The 17,190-nt window shown below is 72.9% G+C and carries 18 protein-coding genes; 9 read left to right on the top strand and 9 right to left on the bottom strand.

Features of this window, described 5'->3' with window-relative positions:
- Positions 1-9: 9 nt before the first annotated feature.
- Positions 10-504: a sec-independent translocase gene (locus ACZ45Z_RS10170; RefSeq protein ID WP_468359100.1), complete on the top strand. Its 495-nt coding sequence runs from the start codon at positions 10-12 to the stop codon at positions 502-504.
- Between the two features lie 117 nt (positions 505-621).
- On the top strand, positions 622-1,272 hold the full coding sequence (locus ACZ45Z_RS10165) for a hypothetical protein (RefSeq protein WP_468359097.1): 651 nt from the start codon (positions 622-624) through the stop codon (positions 1,270-1,272).
- A 79-nt stretch (positions 1,273-1,351) separates the two neighbouring features.
- Here ACZ45Z_RS10165 and ACZ45Z_RS10160 read toward each other — a convergent pair whose 3' ends face one another.
- From ACZ45Z_RS10160 to ACZ45Z_RS10150, 3 genes are read right to left on the bottom strand one after another with little or no spacing between them, the layout of a single operon-like run.
- A complete protein-coding gene (locus ACZ45Z_RS10160) occupies positions 1,352-2,512 on the bottom strand; it encodes an Mrp/NBP35 family ATP-binding protein (protein ID WP_468359094.1) in 1,161 nt (386 codons plus the stop codon).
- A gap of 42 nt (positions 2,513-2,554) precedes the next feature.
- Positions 2,555-3,139: a DUF1003 domain-containing protein gene (locus ACZ45Z_RS10155; protein WP_468359091.1), complete on the bottom strand. Its 585-nt coding sequence runs from the start codon at positions 3,137-3,139 to the stop codon at positions 2,555-2,557.
- Complete coding sequence (locus ACZ45Z_RS10150) at positions 3,129-4,436, bottom strand: magnesium transporter MgtE N-terminal domain-containing protein (protein WP_468359088.1); 1,308 nt, start codon at positions 4,434-4,436, stop codon at positions 3,129-3,131. The genes ACZ45Z_RS10155 and ACZ45Z_RS10150 overlap by 11 nt, the downstream gene beginning before the upstream one ends.
- Positions 4,437-4,643: 207 nt before the next feature.
- On the opposite strand from ACZ45Z_RS10150, the gene ACZ45Z_RS10145 reads away from it, so the two are divergent.
- Entirely contained in the window at positions 4,644-5,426 is a 783-nt protein-coding gene (locus tag ACZ45Z_RS10145) for a hypothetical protein (protein WP_468359086.1), read from the top strand.
- Between the two features lie 47 nt (positions 5,427-5,473).
- Here the strand turns inward: ACZ45Z_RS10145 and ACZ45Z_RS10140 are convergent, their stop codons facing one another.
- Both ACZ45Z_RS10140 and ACZ45Z_RS10135 read right to left on the bottom strand, forming a co-directional pair.
- Positions 5,474-6,013 (bottom strand): hypothetical protein, encoded by a 540-nt coding sequence (locus ACZ45Z_RS10140; RefSeq protein ID WP_468359084.1) that lies wholly within the window; start codon positions 6,011-6,013, stop codon positions 5,474-5,476.
- 54 nt (positions 6,014-6,067) lie between these two features.
- On the bottom strand, positions 6,068-7,195 hold the full coding sequence (locus ACZ45Z_RS10135) for a magnesium and cobalt transport protein CorA (RefSeq protein ID WP_468359081.1): 1,128 nt from the start codon (positions 7,193-7,195) through the stop codon (positions 6,068-6,070).
- A gap of 444 nt (positions 7,196-7,639) precedes the next feature.
- Here ACZ45Z_RS10135 and ACZ45Z_RS10130 point away from each other — a divergent pair, with 444 nt between their 5' ends.
- The 4 genes from ACZ45Z_RS10130 to ACZ45Z_RS10115 all read left to right on the top strand — a co-directional run bounded on the left by ACZ45Z_RS10130 (position 7,640) and on the right by ACZ45Z_RS10115 (position 10,761).
- Positions 7,640-8,224 carry a suppressor of fused domain protein gene (locus ACZ45Z_RS10130; protein ID WP_468359078.1) on the top strand — a complete coding sequence of 195 codons (585 nt, stop codon included), beginning with the start codon at positions 7,640-7,642 and terminating at the stop codon, positions 8,222-8,224.
- A gap of 108 nt (positions 8,225-8,332) precedes the next feature.
- Positions 8,333-8,971 (top strand): DUF6758 family protein, encoded by a 639-nt coding sequence (locus ACZ45Z_RS10125; RefSeq protein WP_468359075.1) that lies wholly within the window; start codon positions 8,333-8,335, stop codon positions 8,969-8,971.
- A 191-nt stretch (positions 8,972-9,162) separates the two neighbouring features.
- Positions 9,163-10,017, top strand: coding sequence for a PHP domain-containing protein (locus ACZ45Z_RS10120; RefSeq protein ID WP_468359072.1), 855 nt, complete (start codon positions 9,163-9,165; stop codon positions 10,015-10,017).
- Between the two features lie 138 nt (positions 10,018-10,155).
- Positions 10,156-10,761, top strand: coding sequence for a MarC family protein (locus tag ACZ45Z_RS10115; RefSeq protein ID WP_468359069.1), 606 nt, complete (start codon positions 10,156-10,158; stop codon positions 10,759-10,761).
- Between the two features lie 127 nt (positions 10,762-10,888).
- Here the strand turns inward: ACZ45Z_RS10115 and ACZ45Z_RS10110 are convergent, their stop codons facing one another.
- Positions 10,889-11,041 carry a hypothetical protein gene (locus tag ACZ45Z_RS10110; RefSeq protein ID WP_468359067.1) on the bottom strand — a complete coding sequence of 51 codons (153 nt, stop codon included), beginning with the start codon at positions 11,039-11,041 and terminating at the stop codon, positions 10,889-10,891.
- Positions 11,042-11,269: 228 nt separating this feature from the next.
- Between ACZ45Z_RS10110 and ACZ45Z_RS10105 the strand changes: the two genes are divergently transcribed.
- On the top strand, positions 11,270-12,196 hold the full coding sequence (locus ACZ45Z_RS10105; RefSeq protein ID WP_468359064.1) for an NYN domain-containing protein: 927 nt from the start codon (positions 11,270-11,272) through the stop codon (positions 12,194-12,196).
- Here the strand turns inward: ACZ45Z_RS10105 and ACZ45Z_RS10100 are convergent.
- Together ACZ45Z_RS10100 and ACZ45Z_RS10095 are read right to left on the bottom strand one after the other, a co-directional pair.
- Positions 12,193-13,077, bottom strand: a complete 885-nt coding sequence (locus ACZ45Z_RS10100) for an alpha/beta fold hydrolase (protein ID WP_468359061.1) — start codon at positions 13,075-13,077, stop codon at positions 12,193-12,195. The two genes, ACZ45Z_RS10105 and ACZ45Z_RS10100, sit on opposite strands and share 4 nt — an antisense overlap.
- 118 nt (positions 13,078-13,195) lie before the next feature.
- Positions 13,196-15,283 (bottom strand): DEAD/DEAH box helicase, encoded by a 2,088-nt coding sequence (locus ACZ45Z_RS10095; RefSeq protein WP_468359058.1) that lies wholly within the window; start codon positions 15,281-15,283, stop codon positions 13,196-13,198.
- 506 nt (positions 15,284-15,789) lie between these two features.
- On the opposite strand from ACZ45Z_RS10095, the gene ACZ45Z_RS10090 reads away from it, so the two are divergent.
- Positions 15,790-16,527 carry a ferritin-like fold-containing protein gene (locus tag ACZ45Z_RS10090; RefSeq protein WP_468359055.1) on the top strand — a complete coding sequence of 246 codons (738 nt, stop codon included), beginning with the start codon at positions 15,790-15,792 and terminating at the stop codon, positions 16,525-16,527.
- Positions 16,528-16,668: 141 nt separating this feature from the next.
- Here the strand turns inward: ACZ45Z_RS10090 and ACZ45Z_RS10085 are convergent, their stop codons facing one another.
- Complete coding sequence (locus ACZ45Z_RS10085) at positions 16,669-16,959, bottom strand: hypothetical protein (RefSeq protein WP_468359052.1); 291 nt, start codon at positions 16,957-16,959, stop codon at positions 16,669-16,671.
- Positions 16,960-17,190: the final 231 nt, after the last annotated feature.

Genomic DNA, 17,190 nt, shown 5'->3' with positions numbered 1-17,190 from the left:
AGCTGCAAGGTGTTCTTCGACATAGGACCCCTCGAGCTGGTAGCGCTCGTGATCCTTGCGGTGCTCATCTTCGGGCCGGACAAGCTCCCCAAGGTGATCCAGGACGTCATGGGCTTCGTCCGCAAGGTGCGCGCGTTCTCCGACAGCGCCAAGGAGGACATCCGCAGCGAGCTGGGCCCGGAGTTCAAGGACTTCGAGTTCGAGGACCTCAAGCCGAAGAACTTCGTGCGCAAACACGTCCTGGAGAAGGACGAGTACGGCCTGAAGGACCTTCAGGAGATCCGCGACGGCTTCGACCTGAAGAAGGAGATGGCCGAGGTCACCGACGCCGTGCACGGCGGCGCCGCCGGTTCGGCCGCCGCGCCCGCCGCGCCCTCGAATGGTGCAGGCCCGAATTTCTCCAAGGAGTCCCCGGCCGCCGCCTCCGGCCCCGTGGACATGGTCAAAAAGGGCGAAGGGGCCCCGTCCGCCGACCGTCCGCCGTTCGACGCCGACGCCACCTGATACTCCGGTATGCCCGGCTGTGTTGACCCGTATGGCTATGCTCCCGGTGTCCGGGGTGAGGTCGCCTGAGGGGGGCGGGCCGCCCACGACGCAGGGCAACAAGGAGGCTCCGCGCAGATGGAGACGACGAGTCGGACAGTGGTACAAACGGTGTCCGCCGACGACGGCCGGAAGGTCGACGGCTATCTGCTGGCCGCGTTCCCGTGGTACGGCCTCGATGAGGCGTTCACCGGACCACGCTGGCTGTTGCAGGTCGGCACGGCGGCGGACGGCACCGTCGAGCACGGCGCGACCGGGCACGGCCAGGAGCCGACGATAAAGGTCGAGACGGCCAAGGACACCGCCCGGTTCGCGGTCGTGGTCACGGTCGCCAGCCGCCCCGTCAGGCGCAGCGCCGACGGCACCGGCGTCCTGGACGCCACCTCGGTCTCGACGGCCGCCTGGCTCGCCGGCGCGGGGCTGCTCGCGCAGATCTGGCCGACCCGGATGGACCGCACGCTGCGGCAGGACTGGCTGGACCAGCAGACGATGATCGCCTGGGAGCTGGCGGACGACCTCGACGGCGAGAGCTGGACCGAGCTGATGCTGCCGGTGGACGGCGTGCCGACCCCGTTCCGCTACCGCGAGTCCGAGTACGGCTGGGTGCTGGCCGGCTCCCCGGAGCAGGGCCCCGAGGGCGGCGTCCACCTCGGCGCGTACGGGCGCGGGATGAGCGCGTACAGCATGGCGTTTTCCGTGGTCAAGGACCTGTCGGCCTACGAGGACTGACCGGCCCCCGACATGCCGCGGGGGCGGACCCGCCACGGATCCGCCCCCGAAAAGCGGCCGGCAGCGCCGGCCGCCCGCGTCAGAACTTGTTGCGCGGGGTGATCCCCAGCGACATGCCCTGCAGGCCGCGCTGGCGGCCGCCCAGCTTGTCCGCGATGGAGCGGATCGCGGCGCCCGCGGGGGAGTCCGGATCGGACAGCACGACCGGCTTGCCCTCGTCGCCGCCCTCGCGCAGCCGGACGTCGATCGGGATGGAGCCGAGCACCGGCACCTGCGTGCCGGTCGTCTTCGTCAGGCCCTCGGCGACCCGCTCGCCGCCGCCGCTGCCGAACACGTCTACCATCTCGTCGCAGTGCGGGCAGGGCAGCCCGGACATGTTCTCGACCACACCGACGATCTTCTGGTGGGTCTGCACGGCGATCGAACCGGCCCGCTCGGCGACCTCGGCCGCGGCCTGCTGCGGGGTGGTGACCACCAGGATCTCGGCGTTCGGCACGAGCTGCGCCACGGAGATGGCGATGTCGCCGGTGCCCGGGGGCAGGTCCAGCAGGAGCACGTCGAGGTCGCCCCAGTAGACGTCGGCGAGGAACTGCTGGAGCGCGCGGTGCAGCATCGGGCCGCGCCAGACGACGGGCGCGTTGCCGGGGGTGAACATGCCGATCGAGATGACCTTCACGCCGTGCGCCGACGGCGGCATGATCATGTTCTCGACCTGGGTGGGCTTGCCGTCGGCGCCCAGCATCCGGGGCACGGAGTGGCCGTAGATGTCGGCGTCGACGACACCGACCTTGAGGCCGTCGGCCGCCATCGCCGCGGCGAGGTTGACCGTCACCGACGACTTGCCGACGCCGCCCTTGCCGGAGGCGACGGCGTAGACCCGGGTCAGCGAGCCGGGCTGGGCGAACGGGACCTCCCGCTCGGCGGTGCCGCCGCGCAGCGACGACGCCAGCTCCCGGCGCTGCTCGTCGCTCATCACGTCGAGCTCGACGGCGACGCTGGTGACGCCGGCGACCCCTTCGACGGCCGTGCGCACGTTGCTGGTGATGGTCTCGCGCATCGGACAGCCGGAGACGGTGAGGTAGACCGCGACAGCCACCGCGCCGTCCGCCGCGATGTCCACCGATTTGACCATCCCCAGCTCGGTGATGGGGCGGTGGATCTCGGGGTCGTTCACCGTCGCGAGCGCGTCGCGGATCGCGTCCTCGCTCGGTGCGGCGCCATTGGGCGTGTCGATAGCCATGCACTGATGGTACGGCGCTGGAGTGCGCCTCCGGAAAGGCTGTCAGCGGTCGTGTTCGTCACTCTCCGCGTCGACCATCTGCCGCAGCTCCAGGTCCCGCATGATGTCCGCCAGCTCGGAGCGGATCCAGTCGCGGGTGGCGACCTCGCCCAGGCCCAGCCGGAGCGCCGCGATCTCCCGGGTCAGATACTCGGTGTCGGCGATGGAGCGCTCGTTCTGCTTGCGGTCCTGTTCGTGGGTGACCCGGTCCCGGTCGTCCTGCCGGTTCTGCGCCAGCAGGATCAGCGGCGCCGCGTACGACGCCTGGAGCGACAGCATCAGGGTCAGGAAGATGAACGGGTACTCGTCGAATTTCAGCCCGCTGGGCGCGGCGATGTTCCAGGTGATCCACAAGATGATGATCACCGTCATCCAGACGATGAACCGGCCGGTCCCCAGGAAGCGGGCGATCTTCTCCGACAGCCGCCCGAACGCCTCCGGGTCGTACTCCGGCCAGAACGTACGGCGCGGCGCGCGCGGCTGGTCCAGGCGCACCCGGGGCCGCTCCGGGGCCGCGCCCCGCCGCACCGCGGAGGCGCCGTGCGGACGCGGCCGCTCCTTGGCGCTCTCGCGCTCCTCAGCGCCCATCCGCGGCCTTCCCGAGGTAGGCCGTGCCGCCCACACCGGCGGCGCCCTGGCCGTGCATCTCCGTCTCGCGCCAGTCGTCGGGCAGGAGATGGTCCAGCACGTCGTCGACGGTGACCGCGCCCAGCAGCGAACCGCTCTCGTCGACGACGGGCGCCGCGACCATGTTGTACGTCGCCAGATAGCTGGTGACCTCGGGCAGCGGGGTGTCCGGCGGCAGGGCCGGCAGATCGGTGTCGGCGATCGAGCTGACGAGAGTGAACGGCGGGTCGCGCAGCAGCCGCTGGAAGTGCACCAGGCCCAGATACTTGCCGGTGGGTGTCTCGTCCGGCGGCCGGCACACGTAGACCTGGGCGGCCAGCGCGGGGGAGAGGTCGGGGTCGCGCACCCGGGCCAGCGCGTCGGCCACCGTCGCGTCCGGGCGCAGCACGATCGGCTCGGTGGTCATCAGGCCGCCCGCCGTCCGCTCCTCGTACGACATCAGCCGCCGCACGTCCGCCGCCTCCTCGGGCCGCATCAGCGTCAGCAGCCGCTCCTTCTCCTCCTCCGGCAGCTCCGAGAGCAGGTCGGCGGCGTCGTCGGGGTCCATCGCCTCCAGGACGTCGGCGGCCCGCTCGTCCTGGAGCTTTCCGATGATCTCCACCTGGTCGTCCTCCGGCAGCTCCTCCAGCACGTCCGCCAGCCGGTCGTCGGCGAGGGCCGCCGCGACCTCGGCGCGCCGCTTGGGGGAGAGGTGGTGCAGGACGCCCGCGAGGTCGGCGGGCCGCAACTGTTCGAAGGTGGCGAGCAGGTTCTCCGCGCCCTGCCCGTGCTCCTCCAGGGAGAAGCCGGTGACCGCCGACCACTCCAGGGTCAGCACCTCGCCCTTGCGGCGCAGCGCCCCGCCCTTGCCCTTGCGGACGAAGACCTTGTCGATCTCCCAGTCGCGGCGGGCCGGCAACTGGGTGATGCCGATGTCGAGGACGGTGACCTCCTCGCCGGTCTCGACCAGCCGCACCCGCCGGTCGAGCAGTTCGCCCAGGACCAGGGTCTCGGACGCGCGCTGCTCGAAGCGCCGCATATTGATCACGCCGGTGGTGATGACCTGGCCGGACTCCACCCCCGTCACCCGCGTCATGGGCAGGAAGATGCGGCGCCTGCTGACGACCTCGACGACCAGGCCGAGCAGCCGGGGCGGGCGGTTGCCGACCCGGAGCATCGCGACCAGGTCCCGGACCCGGCCGACCATGTCGCCGTTGGGATCGAAGACGGCGACGCCGGACAGGTGGGAGACGAAGATCCGTGGAGTCACCACCGCCATGCAGAGTGCCTCCCTTCCTCCCATTTGCGCCCCTACATCCCGCTCCGCACGCATCGATGCGGGTTCAGGCTAGCGCGCCCGGCTCGCCGCCGCCCCGGGGAGAACGGCCGTATGGCGTCCGTCGCGCGAGGCGCCGAAGACCGCGCGCCGCCCAGGTACGCTGCCGTACTGCTGTCGAGGTCACCCGCATCAGGAGGCAGAGCCGACGTGACTGCAAGCCCCTCGGGGACGAGCCCCCGATCCCTGGCCGGACCCCGTCGCGCGGGACGGGCGGTGCTCGTGGGGGCGGTGTGCGCCGGCCTGGCCGCGGCGCTGGCGGGATGCGCCGGCGAGGACCCGGACGCCGGGACCAACGGCGTGGGAAAGCTGCCGGCCGCGAAGATCGAGGCCAAGGCGCGGGCGGCGGCCGGGCGCGCCGACACCGTCCGACTGTCGGGCAGCGTCGTCAGCCAGGGCCGCACCTACAAGCTCGACATGCGGCTGGCCGAGAACGGCGCCAAGGGCGAACTGACCACCAAAGCGGCCGCGTTCCAGCTTCTCCGGGTCGGCGACGCCCTCTTCCTGAAGGCCGACGCCGCCTTCTGGGCCGGCGAGAAGAACGGCCGGTCCGGTAGGCCCGACACCGCAGCCGCGGCCAAACTCGGCGGCAAATACGTCAAGGTGCCCGCCGCCGACCCGGTCTACAAGCGCTTCAGCGGCTTCACCGACAAGGACGTGCTGCTCGGCAGCCTGCTCGGCCTGCACGGCAAGCTGACGACCGGCGCCCGCGGGGAGGTCGACGGCGTGCGCACCATCCGCCTCGCCGCCGCCGCGGGCTCCGGCGGCACCCTGGACGTCTCCCTGGAGGGCACGCCGTATCCGCTGCGGCTGCGCCGCGCGGGCGGCGCCGGGGTCGTCCGGCTCGGCGACTGGGGCGAGCGCGTCGATCTCAAGGCCCCGGCCAAGGACCAGGTCGTCGACTACGGCAAGCGGATCTCCGGCACCGGCTGACGGGGCGGGCGGCCGGGCCGGGCCCGCGCGACGGGCCCGGCGGCTCCTCAGCCCTTGCGGCCCCGGCGCAGCAGCCGCGGCAGCGCGGCCGGCGCCGGCCGCCGGGTGATCGCGGGCGTCGGCAGCGGAGGCGCGGCCTGGGACTCCTCCGGCATGGCTCCCGGGCGCTGCGCGGCCGGTCCGACCGGCTCCAGCCGCAGCACCCGGCACTCGCGCGCCCACCGCTCCGTCATCGTCTCCGCGTCCGGCGCGTTGAGCCGCTTGCCCTTCAGCTCGTCGACCACGGCCCGCCACGCCTCGCCGTCGGGCGCCAGCTCGGCGACCCTCGCCTGCCAGGCGACCAGCCGGCCGCCCTTGTCCTTGCTGCGGACGGTGACGGCCGCCGTGGCGCCGTCGGCGAGCCCGAGGTCGGCCAGCGGCTGCTCGCCCTCCCCGTCGCCGACCAGGCAGGCGGCGCCGTCGTGCCAGACATGCCACAGGGCCCGCGCCGGGCCCGTCGCGCCCCGCACCCAGATCAGGCCGGACTTCTTCGTGGCCTCTTCGATGAGCGCCCGATCCTGCACGGCCTGCGACACGGTCTCCGTCATACGGCTCAGCCTAATGGGAGCCGCCGGCGCGCCCCGGGGCGGTCCGGGCGGCGCTCAGAGCCACCCGTTGCGCTTGAACCCGCGGTGGATGCCGACGCAGATGGCGACGGTCGCCAGCAGGACGGCCGGATAGCCGAATTTCCAGTGCAGCTCCGGCATGTACGTGAAGTTCATGCCGTAGATCCCGGCGATCATCGTCGGCACCGCGAAGATCGCCGCCCAGGACGTGATCTTGCGCATGTCCTCGTTCTGCGCGACGGTCGCCTGCGCGAGATTGGCCTGGAGGATGGAGTTGAGCAGGTCGTCGAAGGACAGCACCTGCTCGTTGACCCGGGCCAGGTGGTCGGCGACGTCCCGGAAGTACTTCTGGATGTCGGCGTCCACCAGCCGCATCGGACGCTCACTCAGCAACTGCATGGGCCGCAGCAGGGGCGACACCGCGCGCTTGAACTCCAGCACCTCGCGCTTGAGTTGGTAGATCCGCCCGGCGTCGCCGCCCTTGGCCGAGCCCTTGCCGCCGGAGCCCTTGCCGTTGGTGCCCGAGCTGAAGACGTCGATCTCCACCTCGTCGATGTCGTCCTGAACCGCGCCCGCCACCGCGATGTAGCCGTCCACCACCTGGTCGGCGATGGCGTGCAGCACCGCGGAGGGGCCCTTGGCGAGCAGCTCGGGGTCATCCTGGAGGCGGTGGCGCAGGGCGCGCAGCGAGCCCTGGCCGCCGTGCCGGACCGTGACGATGAAGTCCCGTCCGGTGAAGCACATCACCTCGCCGGTCTCCACGACCTCGCTGGTCGCGGTCAGCTCGGCGTGCTCGACGTAGTGGATCGTCTTGAAGACGGTGAAGAGCGTGTCGTCGTAACGCTCCAGCTTGGGCCGCTGGTGGGCGTGCACGGCGTCCTCGACGGCGAGCGGGTGCAGCCCGAACTCCTGGGCAATACCGGCGAATTCCGCCTCGGTCGGCTCGTGCAGGCCGATCCAGGCGAAGCCGCCGTCGGCGCGGACGCTGGCCATCGCCTCGGCGGGACCGAGGTGCTCGCGCACCCGGCGGCCCTCGCGGTAGACGCCGCAGTCCACGATGGCGCTGTTGGGGCAGGCGGGGGCGGACGTTTCGTAGCGGTACGGGGAGTCGTCGCGCCGCCGGGACGGGCGGACGGCGGCGCGCAGGTCGCGGATCATCGACATGGGCAGGCTCCTTCACGGGCCGGCCGTCAGACTGCGCGGGGCGTAACGCTGCCGGGAACGTGGACGTACGAGGCATCATCGGCCGTACGCCCGCAAAGCGGGCAGCGCTCCGTGCGGTGATACTGACGGCAGTTCGCAGAAAACACGGAACAAAGAGTCGAAGGCGCTCTTCCGTCATCTACATCCGGCGCGAAGGCACTTCACGGGTTTCCCCACCGGACGGCGGGGTACGGAAGCTCTCGATCAGGAGACGCGCTGCGCGAGGGGGATGACGGGAGAACTATCGGTACTGCACGGTCGACTCGGATCCACCGCAGCCCCACCTCCTCCGGCCGGTCCCCGTTGGGGGACGACGTCATTCCCTGACCAGACGGCAAGGCTATCAGTCACCCGAAGCTCCACGGCGCCGCTTTACCCGTTCCTCACGCGTCTTATGCTCGCGGCATGTCTGACGTTCTTGAGCTGGTGGAAGCCCGGCTGCGTACGACCCTGGGCGAGCCGGACGCCCGCGCCGCCGTCACCTTCCTCGGGACCGACCGCATCGAGGTCCTGCGCTTCGTGGACGGCGAGGTGCTGCGCTACGCCACCCTCGGGATGTCCGCGCAGCCGATGGCCGACCCCACCGCGGTCCTCGCCGACCCCGAAAGGGGCCCGCGCGCCGAACTCCTGCTGTCGGTACGGGCCGGGCGCGCCGACACGGACAAGGTGCTGCGCCCGCTCGCCGTCCTCGCCGCGTCCCCGCAGGTGGAGGGCCTGGTCGTGGCGCCGGGGGCGTCGCTGGACGTCGGCGAGCCGCTGTGGCCCGGGGCGGCGTTCACCTCCGTGCTCGTCGGCGCGCCCGGCGGGCTGGTCGAGGACCTCGAACTGGACGAGCCGAAGGAGCCGGTGCGCTTCCTGCCGCTGCTGCCGATGACACCCAACGAGGCCGCCTGGAAGCGCGTTCACGGCGCCGAGGCGCTGGAGGAGCGCTGGCTGCGGCACGGCACGGACCTGCGCGATCCGCTGCGCGCCGGCGTGCCGCTGGCGTGAGCGGGGCCGGCAGGAGCCTTGCCGGCGCTCCCGAAGGGGCCGCCCGGCGTCACCGTAAGGGTGAGCCGTCCTTGACGCGGCGCCGGGCCTGGAGGACCGTTGGTCCCTATGAGGGGCGAACCCAGTTGCCCGAAATGCGGTGGCCGGGTGCGGGCGCCCGGGCTCTTCTCCGACTCCTGGCAGTGCGCCGTGCACGGCACCGTGCAGCCACTCCAGCCCGTCGTCCCGCCGAGCGTCGAGGCGCTTGGCGTCGTCGTCCACCGCGCCCAGGTACCCGTGTGGATGCCGTGGCCGCTGCCGGTGGGCTGGCTCTTCACGGGCGTGGCCTGCGCCGGGGACGACCGCAGCGGCGGGCGCGCCACAGCGGTGGCCTGCTCGGGCCCCGGACCGCTCGGCGGCCCCGGTGAGCTGCTGCTGATCGCCGAGGAGCTGGGCGTCGGACTCGGCGCGCGCTACGCCGGCATCGACGGCCCCGATCCCGGCCCCTCCATGTGCGTGGACCAGCCGGCGCACAGCAAGGTCCTGGCGGCCGGCCGCCCCACGGCGATGTGGAACGTCAAGGACGCGCCACCGGACCGCGCGGTCTTCGCGGGCGAGGCGCGCGGGCTGTGGCTGTGGGCGATCGCCTGGCCCGAGCAGTCCGGGCTGCTGATGTACGACGAGCTGGTGCTGACGGATCTGCGCGAGGCGGGCGCCGAGGTGGACCTGCTGCCGTGCGGCGCGCTCTCGCCGCGGATCCTGAGCTGAGCGAATCTTCGGGCGCCGCGCGGCACGGACGGGCCCGGCCGGGTGGGGCGCGGACCGCCCGACGGACCGGCGCCACCCGCCGCCGACCTGCCAGGCCCGCCCGGCCGGTATCCTTCTGAGGTCCCCCGTCCCTTGTCCCCGGGCGCGTCCGCGTCCGCAGCCCGTCCCGCAGCGAGTCTGGAGTCCGCGTCGTGCGCATCGACCTGCACACCCACTCCACCGCCTCCGACGGCACGGACACCCCCGCCGAGCTGGTGCGCAACGCCGCCGCGTGCGGCCTGGACGTCGTCGCGCTGACCGACCACGACACCGTCGCCGGCCACGCCGAGGCGCGTGCCGCGCTGCCCGCGGGCCTGACGCTCGTCACCGGAGCGGAGCTCTCCTGTCGGCTCGACGGGGTGAGCCTGCACATGCTCGCCTACCTCTTCGACCCCGACGAGAGCGAGCTGGCCCGCGAGCGCGAACTGGTCCGCGACGACCGGGTGCCGCGCGCGCGGGGCATGGTCGCCAAGCTGCGCGAGCTGGGCGTGCCGCTCACCTGGGAGCGGGTGGCGCGGATCGCCGGCGACGGCGCCGTCGGACGGCCGCATATCGCGAGCGCCCTGGTCGAGCTGGGTGTCGTCGAGACCGTCTCCGACGCCTTCACCCCGCAGTGGCTGGCCAACGACGGCCGCGCGTACGTCGAGAAGCACGAACTCGACCCGTTCGAGGCGATCCGGCTGGTGAAGGCCGCCGGCGGGGTCACCGTCTTCGCGCATCCGCGGGCCGTCAAGCGCGGGAGCTGCGTACCGGAGAGCGCGATAGCCGACCTGGCCTCGGCCGGCCTCGACGGGATCGAGGTCGACCACATGGACCACGACGCGCCGACCCGCGCCCGGCTGCGCGGGCTGGCCGGCGACCTCGGGCTGCTGACCACCGGCTCCAGCGACTACCACGGCAGCCGCAAGACCTGCCGTCTCGGTGACCACACCACCGACCCCGAGATCTACGGCGAGATCGTGCGCCGCGCCACCGGCGCCTTCCCCGTCCCCGGCGCGGGCGGCTGACCCCACCGGCTCTCCTCCCGGGCCCGCCCGTCCCGCCGGCCCGGCACCGCGCACCGACCTGTCCCCACCCTTACGGGCCCGCGCCCGCCGCACCCGTGTCCCGTTTGTCCCCGTACCACCTCCCGCAAGGCCATCACCGTGTTCGACGTCGCCGTCTTCAGTACCCTTTTCGTCACCCTTTTCGTGATCATGGACCCGCCGGGGATCACCCCGATCTTCCTGGCCCTCACCTCCGGCCGGCCGGCCAAGGTGCAGCGCCGGATGGCGTGGCAGGCGGCCGCCGTCGCCTTCTGCGTCATCGCCGTCTTCGGGATCTTCGGCCGCCAGATCCTGGGGCGGCTGCACATCTCCACGCCCGCGCTGATGATCGCGGGCGGGCTGCTGCTCCTGCTGGTGGCGCTGGACCTGCTGACGGGCAAGTCCGAGGAGCCGACGCAGACCAAGGACGTCAATGTCGCCCTGGTGCCGCTGGGCATGCCGCTGCTGGCCGGGCCGGGCGCCATCGTGTCGGTGATCCTCGCCGTGCAGCACGCGCACGGCCTCGCCGCGCAGATCTCGGTGTGGACGGCGATCGTCGCGATCCATGTGGTGCTCTACGTGGTGATGCGGTTCTCGCTGGTGATCATCCGCGTGATCAAGGACGGCGGGGTCGTGCTGGTGACGCGGCTGGCGGGCATGATGCTCTCCGCGCTGGCCGTGCAGCAGATCATCAACGGCGTCACCCAGGTCATCCAGGGGTCCTGAGCCGCGCCCGGAACGCAAGACGCCCCCGTACGACGTGTTCGTACGGGGGCGCTGTCGCGTCCGTGACCGGCCGCCCGACCGGACCCGCAGCTCATGGCTGCCGTCTCATCGGGCGGCGGAAAAGGTGTTAGCGAACGGCCGTGTCGGCCGGGCGGATGTAGATGCGCTGGCCGATAGCGGCGGCCTGTCGCACGATCCGGTTGACGGAGGCGGCGTCCACGACGGTGCTGTCCACGGCGGTGCCGTCGACGTCGTCCAGGCGCATGATCTCGAAGCGCATACGGCTTCTCCCTTCGTCTGATCCTCCTGCGGAGAACTTCTTGGTGTGGCGAGCGCCCGGCTTCGCTGCCGGGCGTTCCGAGAGGTATAACGACGTGCTCCCTGCAATCATTCCCTACGCTAAGGAAATTTTTCGACGGTCTAAGTATCCGCAGGTGAGGCACCGCGGCAGGGCTCCTGGTCAGAGCGGTTGTGCCGGCCGAGTGAGGCCCCGGACAATGGGTCCGGTATGAACGATGTCCAGCCCACGGGCCCCACAGACCTCGCCGCGCTGGCCGCCGGCGTCGAGCGCACCAACGAGCTGCTCACCCGCGTGCTCGCCGAGGTCGCCACCACCCCGTCCACCCACGCCGCCTTCGTGGACGCGGGCTACGTCTACGCCGCGGCCGGCCGGCTGGTCGCCGGCACCGAGGACCGCAGGGCCTTCGACCTGGACGCCGAGGGGATCATCGACGCGTTCATCGAAAAGGCGCGGATGATCTTCCCGGACAGCCGGCTGCTACGCGTCTACTGGTACGACGGCGCCCGCCGCCGTATCCACAGCCAGGAACAGCAGCGGATCGCCGAGCTGCCGGACGTCAAGGTCAGGCTCGGCAACCTCAACGCCAACAACCAGCAAAAGGGCGTCGACTCCCTCATCCGCAGCGACCTGGAGTCGCTGGCCCGCCACCGCGCGATCAGTGACGCGGTGCTCATCGGCGGCGACGAGGACCTGGTCTCCGCGGTCGAGGCGGCCCAGGGCTACGGCGCGCGGGTCCACCTGTGGGGCATCGAGGCGCCCGGCGGCCGCAACCAGGCCGAGCCGCTGCTGTGGGAGGTCGACAGCCAGCGCACCTTCGACCTGGAGTTCTGCAAGCCGTACGTCACCCGGCGCAGCGGCGTGGAGTACACCGACCCGGCGGCGAGCGAAGGACCCGTGCCCGCCCGCGAGGAGGTGCGCTTCGTCGGCGCGCGGATCGCCGCCCAGTGGATGGCCGAACGCGGCCGCGCCTGGGCCGCCGACCTGCTCCCCGGCCACCCCTATCTGCCCGGCACCGTCGACCAGGAACTCCTCACCGGCGCGGAGGCGCTGCTGCGGCATTCCCTGCGCGGCCACGCCGACCTGCGGCGCGTCCTGCGCGACGGCTTCTGGGACCACGTCCACGCGCAGTTCTAGGCGGGGCCACCGGCCTGGTCCAGGCTCTTCCAGAAGCCGGCCAGGGCCGCGCTCGTGGCCTCGGGGCGTTCGGCGTTCGGGGAGTGCTCGGCGCCCTCGATGACCGTGCGGCGGGCCGACAGCCGACCGGCCATGGCGTCCAGCAGCGGCACCGGCCAGGCGTAGTCGACCACGCCCGAGACGACGTGCTTGGGCAGCGGCACGGCCGCCAGCTCCGCCACCCGGTCGGGCTCCTCCAGCATCTGCCGACCGGTCGCGATCAACTGCTCGGGCACGGTGTTCAGCCAACGTCGGTGCAAGAACGCGCCGATCTCCGGCGGGGTCGCCGCGTCCGCGGCCTCCGGCGGATCGAGCTGCCGCATCGCCTGCCAGACCGCCTCCATGTCCAGGTCGCCCAGCGCGTCGATCAGCATCCGTACCCGGGCCTGCTGGGCCCCGTCCAGGGCGGCGGGCCCCGAGCTGAGCACGGTCAGCGAACGGAACGGAGCCGGGTCAGCGAGCACCGCGGCACGGGCGATCAGACCGCCCAGCGAATGCCCGAGCAGATGCACCGGCCCGCCGTCACCGGCCCCCGCCGCCCGCGCCTGTGCCAGCACATCGAGCGCCAACTCCCGCTGCGCGTACGCCGATCGCTCACGCGGGCCGGGGGATTCGTGCTGCCCGCGCCCGTCCACCGCGACCACCCGGAAGCCGGCCGCCGCGAGCGGCGCGAGCAGACCGATGAAGTCCTCCTTGCTGCCGGTGAAGCCGGGCACCAGCAGGGCGGTCCCGACCGGCGGGCCCTCAGGTCCGGCCTCGTGCACGGCGAACTCCCCGCGCTCGGTGTCGAGTCGGTACGCGCGGGCGCACGGGGGCAGCGTGAGAGTGGGCGGCCTGCTCATACCGATGAGGCTATCGGGGCGCCCCGGCGGCGCGCGCACGACGGTCGGCGCGACCGTGCCCGCGTACGCCGACGGCCCGGCCCCGCGTCGTGCGGGACCGGGCCATCGGGCGTGCGGATCAGCTCTCGGGCGTCGCCTCGGTGGCCGGCGCCTTGGCGCGGGTGCGGCGGCGGACCGGCTTGGCCTCGGCGTCCGCCACGGGGGCGTCGGCCGCCTCCGCGGCCGGCTTGGCGGCGGCCTTCCGGGTGCGCTTGGGCTTGGCCGGCGCGTCCTCGGCGGCGGGCTCGGCCGCCACGGACTTCACGGCGGCCTTGCGGGTCCGCTTCGGCTTGACCGGTGCGGCGTCCGTGCCCTCGGCGGTCTCGACGGCGCTCTCCGCGGCGGGCTTGGCCGCGGCGGCCTTACGCGTCCGCTTCGGCTTGGCCGGCGCCTGCTCGGCGTCCACCGCGGGCGCGGTGCCCTCGGCGGTGTCCAGCGCGGCCTCGGCGGCCTTGGCGGCGACGCTCTTGCGGGTCCGCTTCGGCTTGGCGGGCGCGGCCTCGGCGACCTCGGCCGCCTCCACGACGCTCGCGGTCGCCGTCTCGGCCACGGCCTCGGTGGCCTCGGGACGCGCGGCACGGGTCCGGCGACGGCGCGGCTTGGCGGCCGGCGCCGGCGCGGCGTCGGTCTCCGGCGCCGCACTCGGCTCCGGGGCCACCACGGCGGCCGCGGCGACCGAGTCGGCGGTCTGGAAGGTCGGCTCGGCCGCTGCGCCCTGCGCCGCGCCGCGGGTACGGCGGCGACGCCGGGGCTGGCGCGTCTCGGCCGGCTGCGCGGTGCCCTCGGCGGTGTCCACCGAGTCGGTGGCCTTGGAGTCGGTGGCCCTGGAGTCGGTGGTCTTCGCCTCGGGGGCGGCCGCGCCGTCCGCCGAGCTACCGCCGCGGGTGCGACGGCGCTGACGGGGCGTCCGCGTGCGCTGCGGGCGCTCCTCCACCACGGCGGCGGCCGCCTTGCGGGGACCGCGACCGCGGCCGCCCGTCTCGCCGAGGTCCTCGACCTCTTCGGCGGCGAGCCCGGCGCGGGTGCGCTCGGCGCGCGGCAGCACGCCCTTGGTGCCCTGCGGGATCTTCAGCAGTTCGTAGAGGTGCGCGGAGGTGGAGTACGTCTCCTCCGGCTCGTCGAAGGGCAGGTCGAGCGCCTTGTTGATCAACTTCCAGCGCGGGATGTCGTCCCAGTCGACGAGCGTGACGGCGGTGCCCTTGGCGCCCGCGCGGCCCGTCCGGCCGATGCGGTGCAGGTAGGTCTTCTCGTCCTCGGGGGACTGGTAGTTGATGACGTGCGTCACACCCTCGACGTCGATGCCGCGGGCGGCGACGTCGGTGCAGACCAGGACGTCGACCTTGCCGTTGCGGAAGGCGCGCAGCGCCTGCTCGCGGGCGCCCTGGCCGAGGTCGCCGTGCACCGCGCCGGAGGCGAAACCGCGCTGGGCGAGCTGGTCGGCGATGTCGGCGGCGGTCCGCTTCGTACGGCAGAACACCATCGCCAGACCCCGGCCGTCGGCCTGGAGGATGCGGGAGACCAGTTCCGGCTTGTCCATGGAGTGGGCGCGGAAGACGTGCTGGGTGGTGTTCTTGACGGTCTGACCCGCGTCGTCCGGCGAGGTGGCGCTGATGTGCGTGGGCTGTGACATGTAGCGGCGGGCGAGCCCGATGACCGCGCCCGGCATGGTCGCCGAGAACAGCATCGTCTGGCGCTTGGCGGGCAGCAACTGGATGATCCGCTCGACGTCGGGCAGGAAGCCCAGGTCGAGCATCTCGTCGGCCTCGTCCAGCACCAGGCTCTTGACCTCGGAGAGGTTGAGCTTCTTCTGGCCCGCCAGGTCCAGCAGCCGGCCCGGGGTGCCGACGACGACGTCGACGCCCTTCTTCAGCGCTTCGACCTGCGGTTCGTAGGCGCGGCCGCCGTAGATGGCCAGCACCCGGACGTTGCGCACCTTGCCGGCGGTGAGGAGGTCGTTGGTGACCTGCTGGCACAGCTCGCGGGTGGGGACGACGACGAGGGCCTGCGGCGCCTCGGTGAGCTGCTCCGGACGGCAGCGCCCGGCCTCGACGTCGGCGGGGACCGTGACGCGCTCCAGGAGCGGCAGGCCGAAGCCCAGGGTCTTGCCGGTGCCGGTCTTGGCCTGGCCGATGACGTCGCTGCCGGAGAGGGCAACGGGGAGCGTCATCTCCTGGATGGGAAAGGGGGAAACGATGCCGACGGCCTCAAGGGCTTCGGCGGTCTCGGGGAGAATCCCGAGGTCTCGGAACGTAGACAGAATCTTGCCTCTTCTGTGAGACGCGGCGTGAGGCGGCGAAGGGGGTCGTACCGCACCTTCGTACGGGTTCGTACGCGGGCCGGCTTGATACAGCCGGATGGCGCGGGACCACTGCCAACGCTCAGGCACTCGTGCCGCGAGCGGTGTCCCTCCTGCTGTGCGTACGTCTCGTACGCGCCGCTGGGGAGGGCGGTCGGTTTTGGAGCCGATCGGGCCACCGACCGGGCATCCGCATTCGTGGAACAACCCACCGATACTCGGCGGGTGCAATACCACTGTACCCCGGATGTGGCGCGGTACCCGAAGGCTTGTATGAGTGAGGCGTGAGTCACGGCGCGGCGCCGCCGCCCGCGGTGCGCGTGCGGGGGACCGGCCAGGGCCTTCCCGGTGCGGCCGGGCGGGCTATTGTGCCCGTCATGGAGACGCCTGACATCGCCGCTGACGACGCCCAAGAACACACCGGGTTCGCCGCCCAGGACTGGGCGCGGGCCTCGACCGACCCGCAGTACCGCGCGGCCGTGATCGATCTGCTCGGCGCGCTCGCGTACGGCGAGCTGTCCGCCTTCGAGCGCCTCGCCGAGGACGCCAAGCTCGCGCCGACGATGGACGACAAGGCCGAGCTGGCCAAGATGGCCTCGGCGGAGTTCCACCACTTCGAGCGGCTGCGGGAGCGGCTCGCGCAGATCGAGGCGGAGCCGAACGAGGCCATGGAGCCGTTCGCCGCCGCGCTGGACGAGTTCCACCGCCAGACCGCGCCGTCGGACTGGCTGGAGGGCCTGGTCAAGGCCTACGTCGGCGACTCGATCGCCAGTGACTTCTACCGGGAGGTCGCGGCCCGGCTCGACTCCGACACCCGCGATCTGGTGCTGGCCGTGCTGGACGACACCGGGCACGCCTCCTTCGCCGTGGAGAAGGTCCGCGCCGCCATCGAGGCCGAGCCCCGGGTCGGCGGGCGGCTCGCGCTGTGGGCGCGGCGGCTGATGGGCGAGGCGCTCTCGCAGGCGCAGCGGGTCGTCGCGGACCGCGACGCGCTCTCGACGATGCTGGTCGGCGGGGTGGCCGCCGGCTTCGACCTGGCCGAGGTCGGCCGGATGTTCTCGCGGATCACCGAGGCGCACACCAAGCGGATGGCGGCTCTGGGGCTGGCGGCCTGACACCCGCGTGGGGCCGCGGCCCCACGGTGACGCGGTGGAGGTGCACCGGCGGGCGGGCGGGACGGTGTCCGCCGCTCGCCGGTGTCGCCGTTTCTCCCGGAGGGGCGCCCCGGTCCTTCTCTCAGGCTCTCAGGCGGGCTCTCAGGCCGTGCGGTGGCCCTTCAGCGGCGCCGCCGGGCGCCGCAGCCGCCGGCGCGGCGGGCGGATCAGGACCGACAGCAGCGCCACGCTCAGGCCGAGGGCGGCGCCCAGCACCTCAGCGGGGTGGCCGGGGCCCAGGATCGAGCGGGTCAGCAGTGCGCCGAGCACCGCGGCGACCGGGCCGGTGGCCAGCGTCAGGGTGCGCGCGGGGAAGCGGTCGGGGAACCTGCGGGTGGCGGACAGGGCGATGACGAATCCGACGATCACGGCGCCGAGCGCTTCCCAGATCATGCTCTTCCCTCCCGCGTGACGAGGCCGATCGGTCGAACAAATCGGTCGTAGGCGGGTCGTACCCAAGGGGCACCGGGCACAACCCTCCGGTAGGGGATCCCCTGCCCCCGTAGGGCGGCGGCGACACACGAGCGGGGGGGGGGGGGGGGGGGGGGGGGGGGGGGGGGAGTGGTGGGGGGGGGGGGGGGGGGGGGGGGGGGGGGGGGGGGGGGGGGGAGGGGGGGGGGGGGG

Source organism: Streptomyces sp. NPDC031210 (assembly GCF_055570395.1).
The sequence above is the reverse complement of the archived record's forward strand: the minus strand, read 5'-3'. Positions and strand labels throughout refer to the sequence as shown.

Excerpts from the sequence above, each read along its gene's own strand:
- ACZ45Z_RS10105 (WP_468359064.1), top strand. The coding sequence starts at position 11,270 with ATGAACGATGTCCAGCCCACGGGCCCCACAGACCTCGCCGCGCTGGCC.
- ACZ45Z_RS10155 (WP_468359091.1), bottom strand. The coding sequence starts at position 3,139 with ATGGGCGCTGAGGAGCGCGAGAGCGCCAAGGAGCGGCCGCGTCCGCAC.
- ACZ45Z_RS10100 (WP_468359061.1), bottom strand. The coding sequence starts at position 13,077 with ATGAGCAGGCCGCCCACTCTCACGCTGCCCCCGTGCGCCCGCGCGTAC.
- ACZ45Z_RS10125 (WP_468359075.1), top strand. The coding sequence starts at position 8,333 with ATGAGGGGCGAACCCAGTTGCCCGAAATGCGGTGGCCGGGTGCGGGCG.
- ACZ45Z_RS10165 (WP_468359097.1), top strand. The coding sequence starts at position 622 with ATGGAGACGACGAGTCGGACAGTGGTACAAACGGTGTCCGCCGACGAC.
- ACZ45Z_RS10140 (WP_468359084.1), bottom strand. The coding sequence starts at position 6,013 with ATGACGGAGACCGTGTCGCAGGCCGTGCAGGATCGGGCGCTCATCGAA.
- ACZ45Z_RS10095 (WP_468359058.1), bottom strand. The coding sequence starts at position 15,283 with ATGACGCTCCCCGTTGCCCTCTCCGGCAGCGACGTCATCGGCCAGGCC.
- ACZ45Z_RS10150 (WP_468359088.1), bottom strand. The coding sequence starts at position 4,436 with ATGGCGGTGGTGACTCCACGGATCTTCGTCTCCCACCTGTCCGGCGTC.
- ACZ45Z_RS10160 (WP_468359094.1), bottom strand. The coding sequence starts at position 2,512 with ATGGCTATCGACACGCCCAATGGCGCCGCACCGAGCGAGGACGCGATC.
- ACZ45Z_RS10085 (WP_468359052.1), bottom strand. The coding sequence starts at position 16,959 with ATGATCTGGGAAGCGCTCGGCGCCGTGATCGTCGGATTCGTCATCGCC.
- ACZ45Z_RS10135 (WP_468359081.1), bottom strand. The coding sequence starts at position 7,195 with ATGTCGATGATCCGCGACCTGCGCGCCGCCGTCCGCCCGTCCCGGCGG.
- ACZ45Z_RS10130 (WP_468359078.1), top strand. The coding sequence starts at position 7,640 with ATGTCTGACGTTCTTGAGCTGGTGGAAGCCCGGCTGCGTACGACCCTG.
- ACZ45Z_RS10090 (WP_468359055.1), top strand. The coding sequence starts at position 15,790 with ATGGAGACGCCTGACATCGCCGCTGACGACGCCCAAGAACACACCGGG.
- ACZ45Z_RS10110 (WP_468359067.1), bottom strand. The coding sequence starts at position 11,041 with ATGCGCTTCGAGATCATGCGCCTGGACGACGTCGACGGCACCGCCGTG.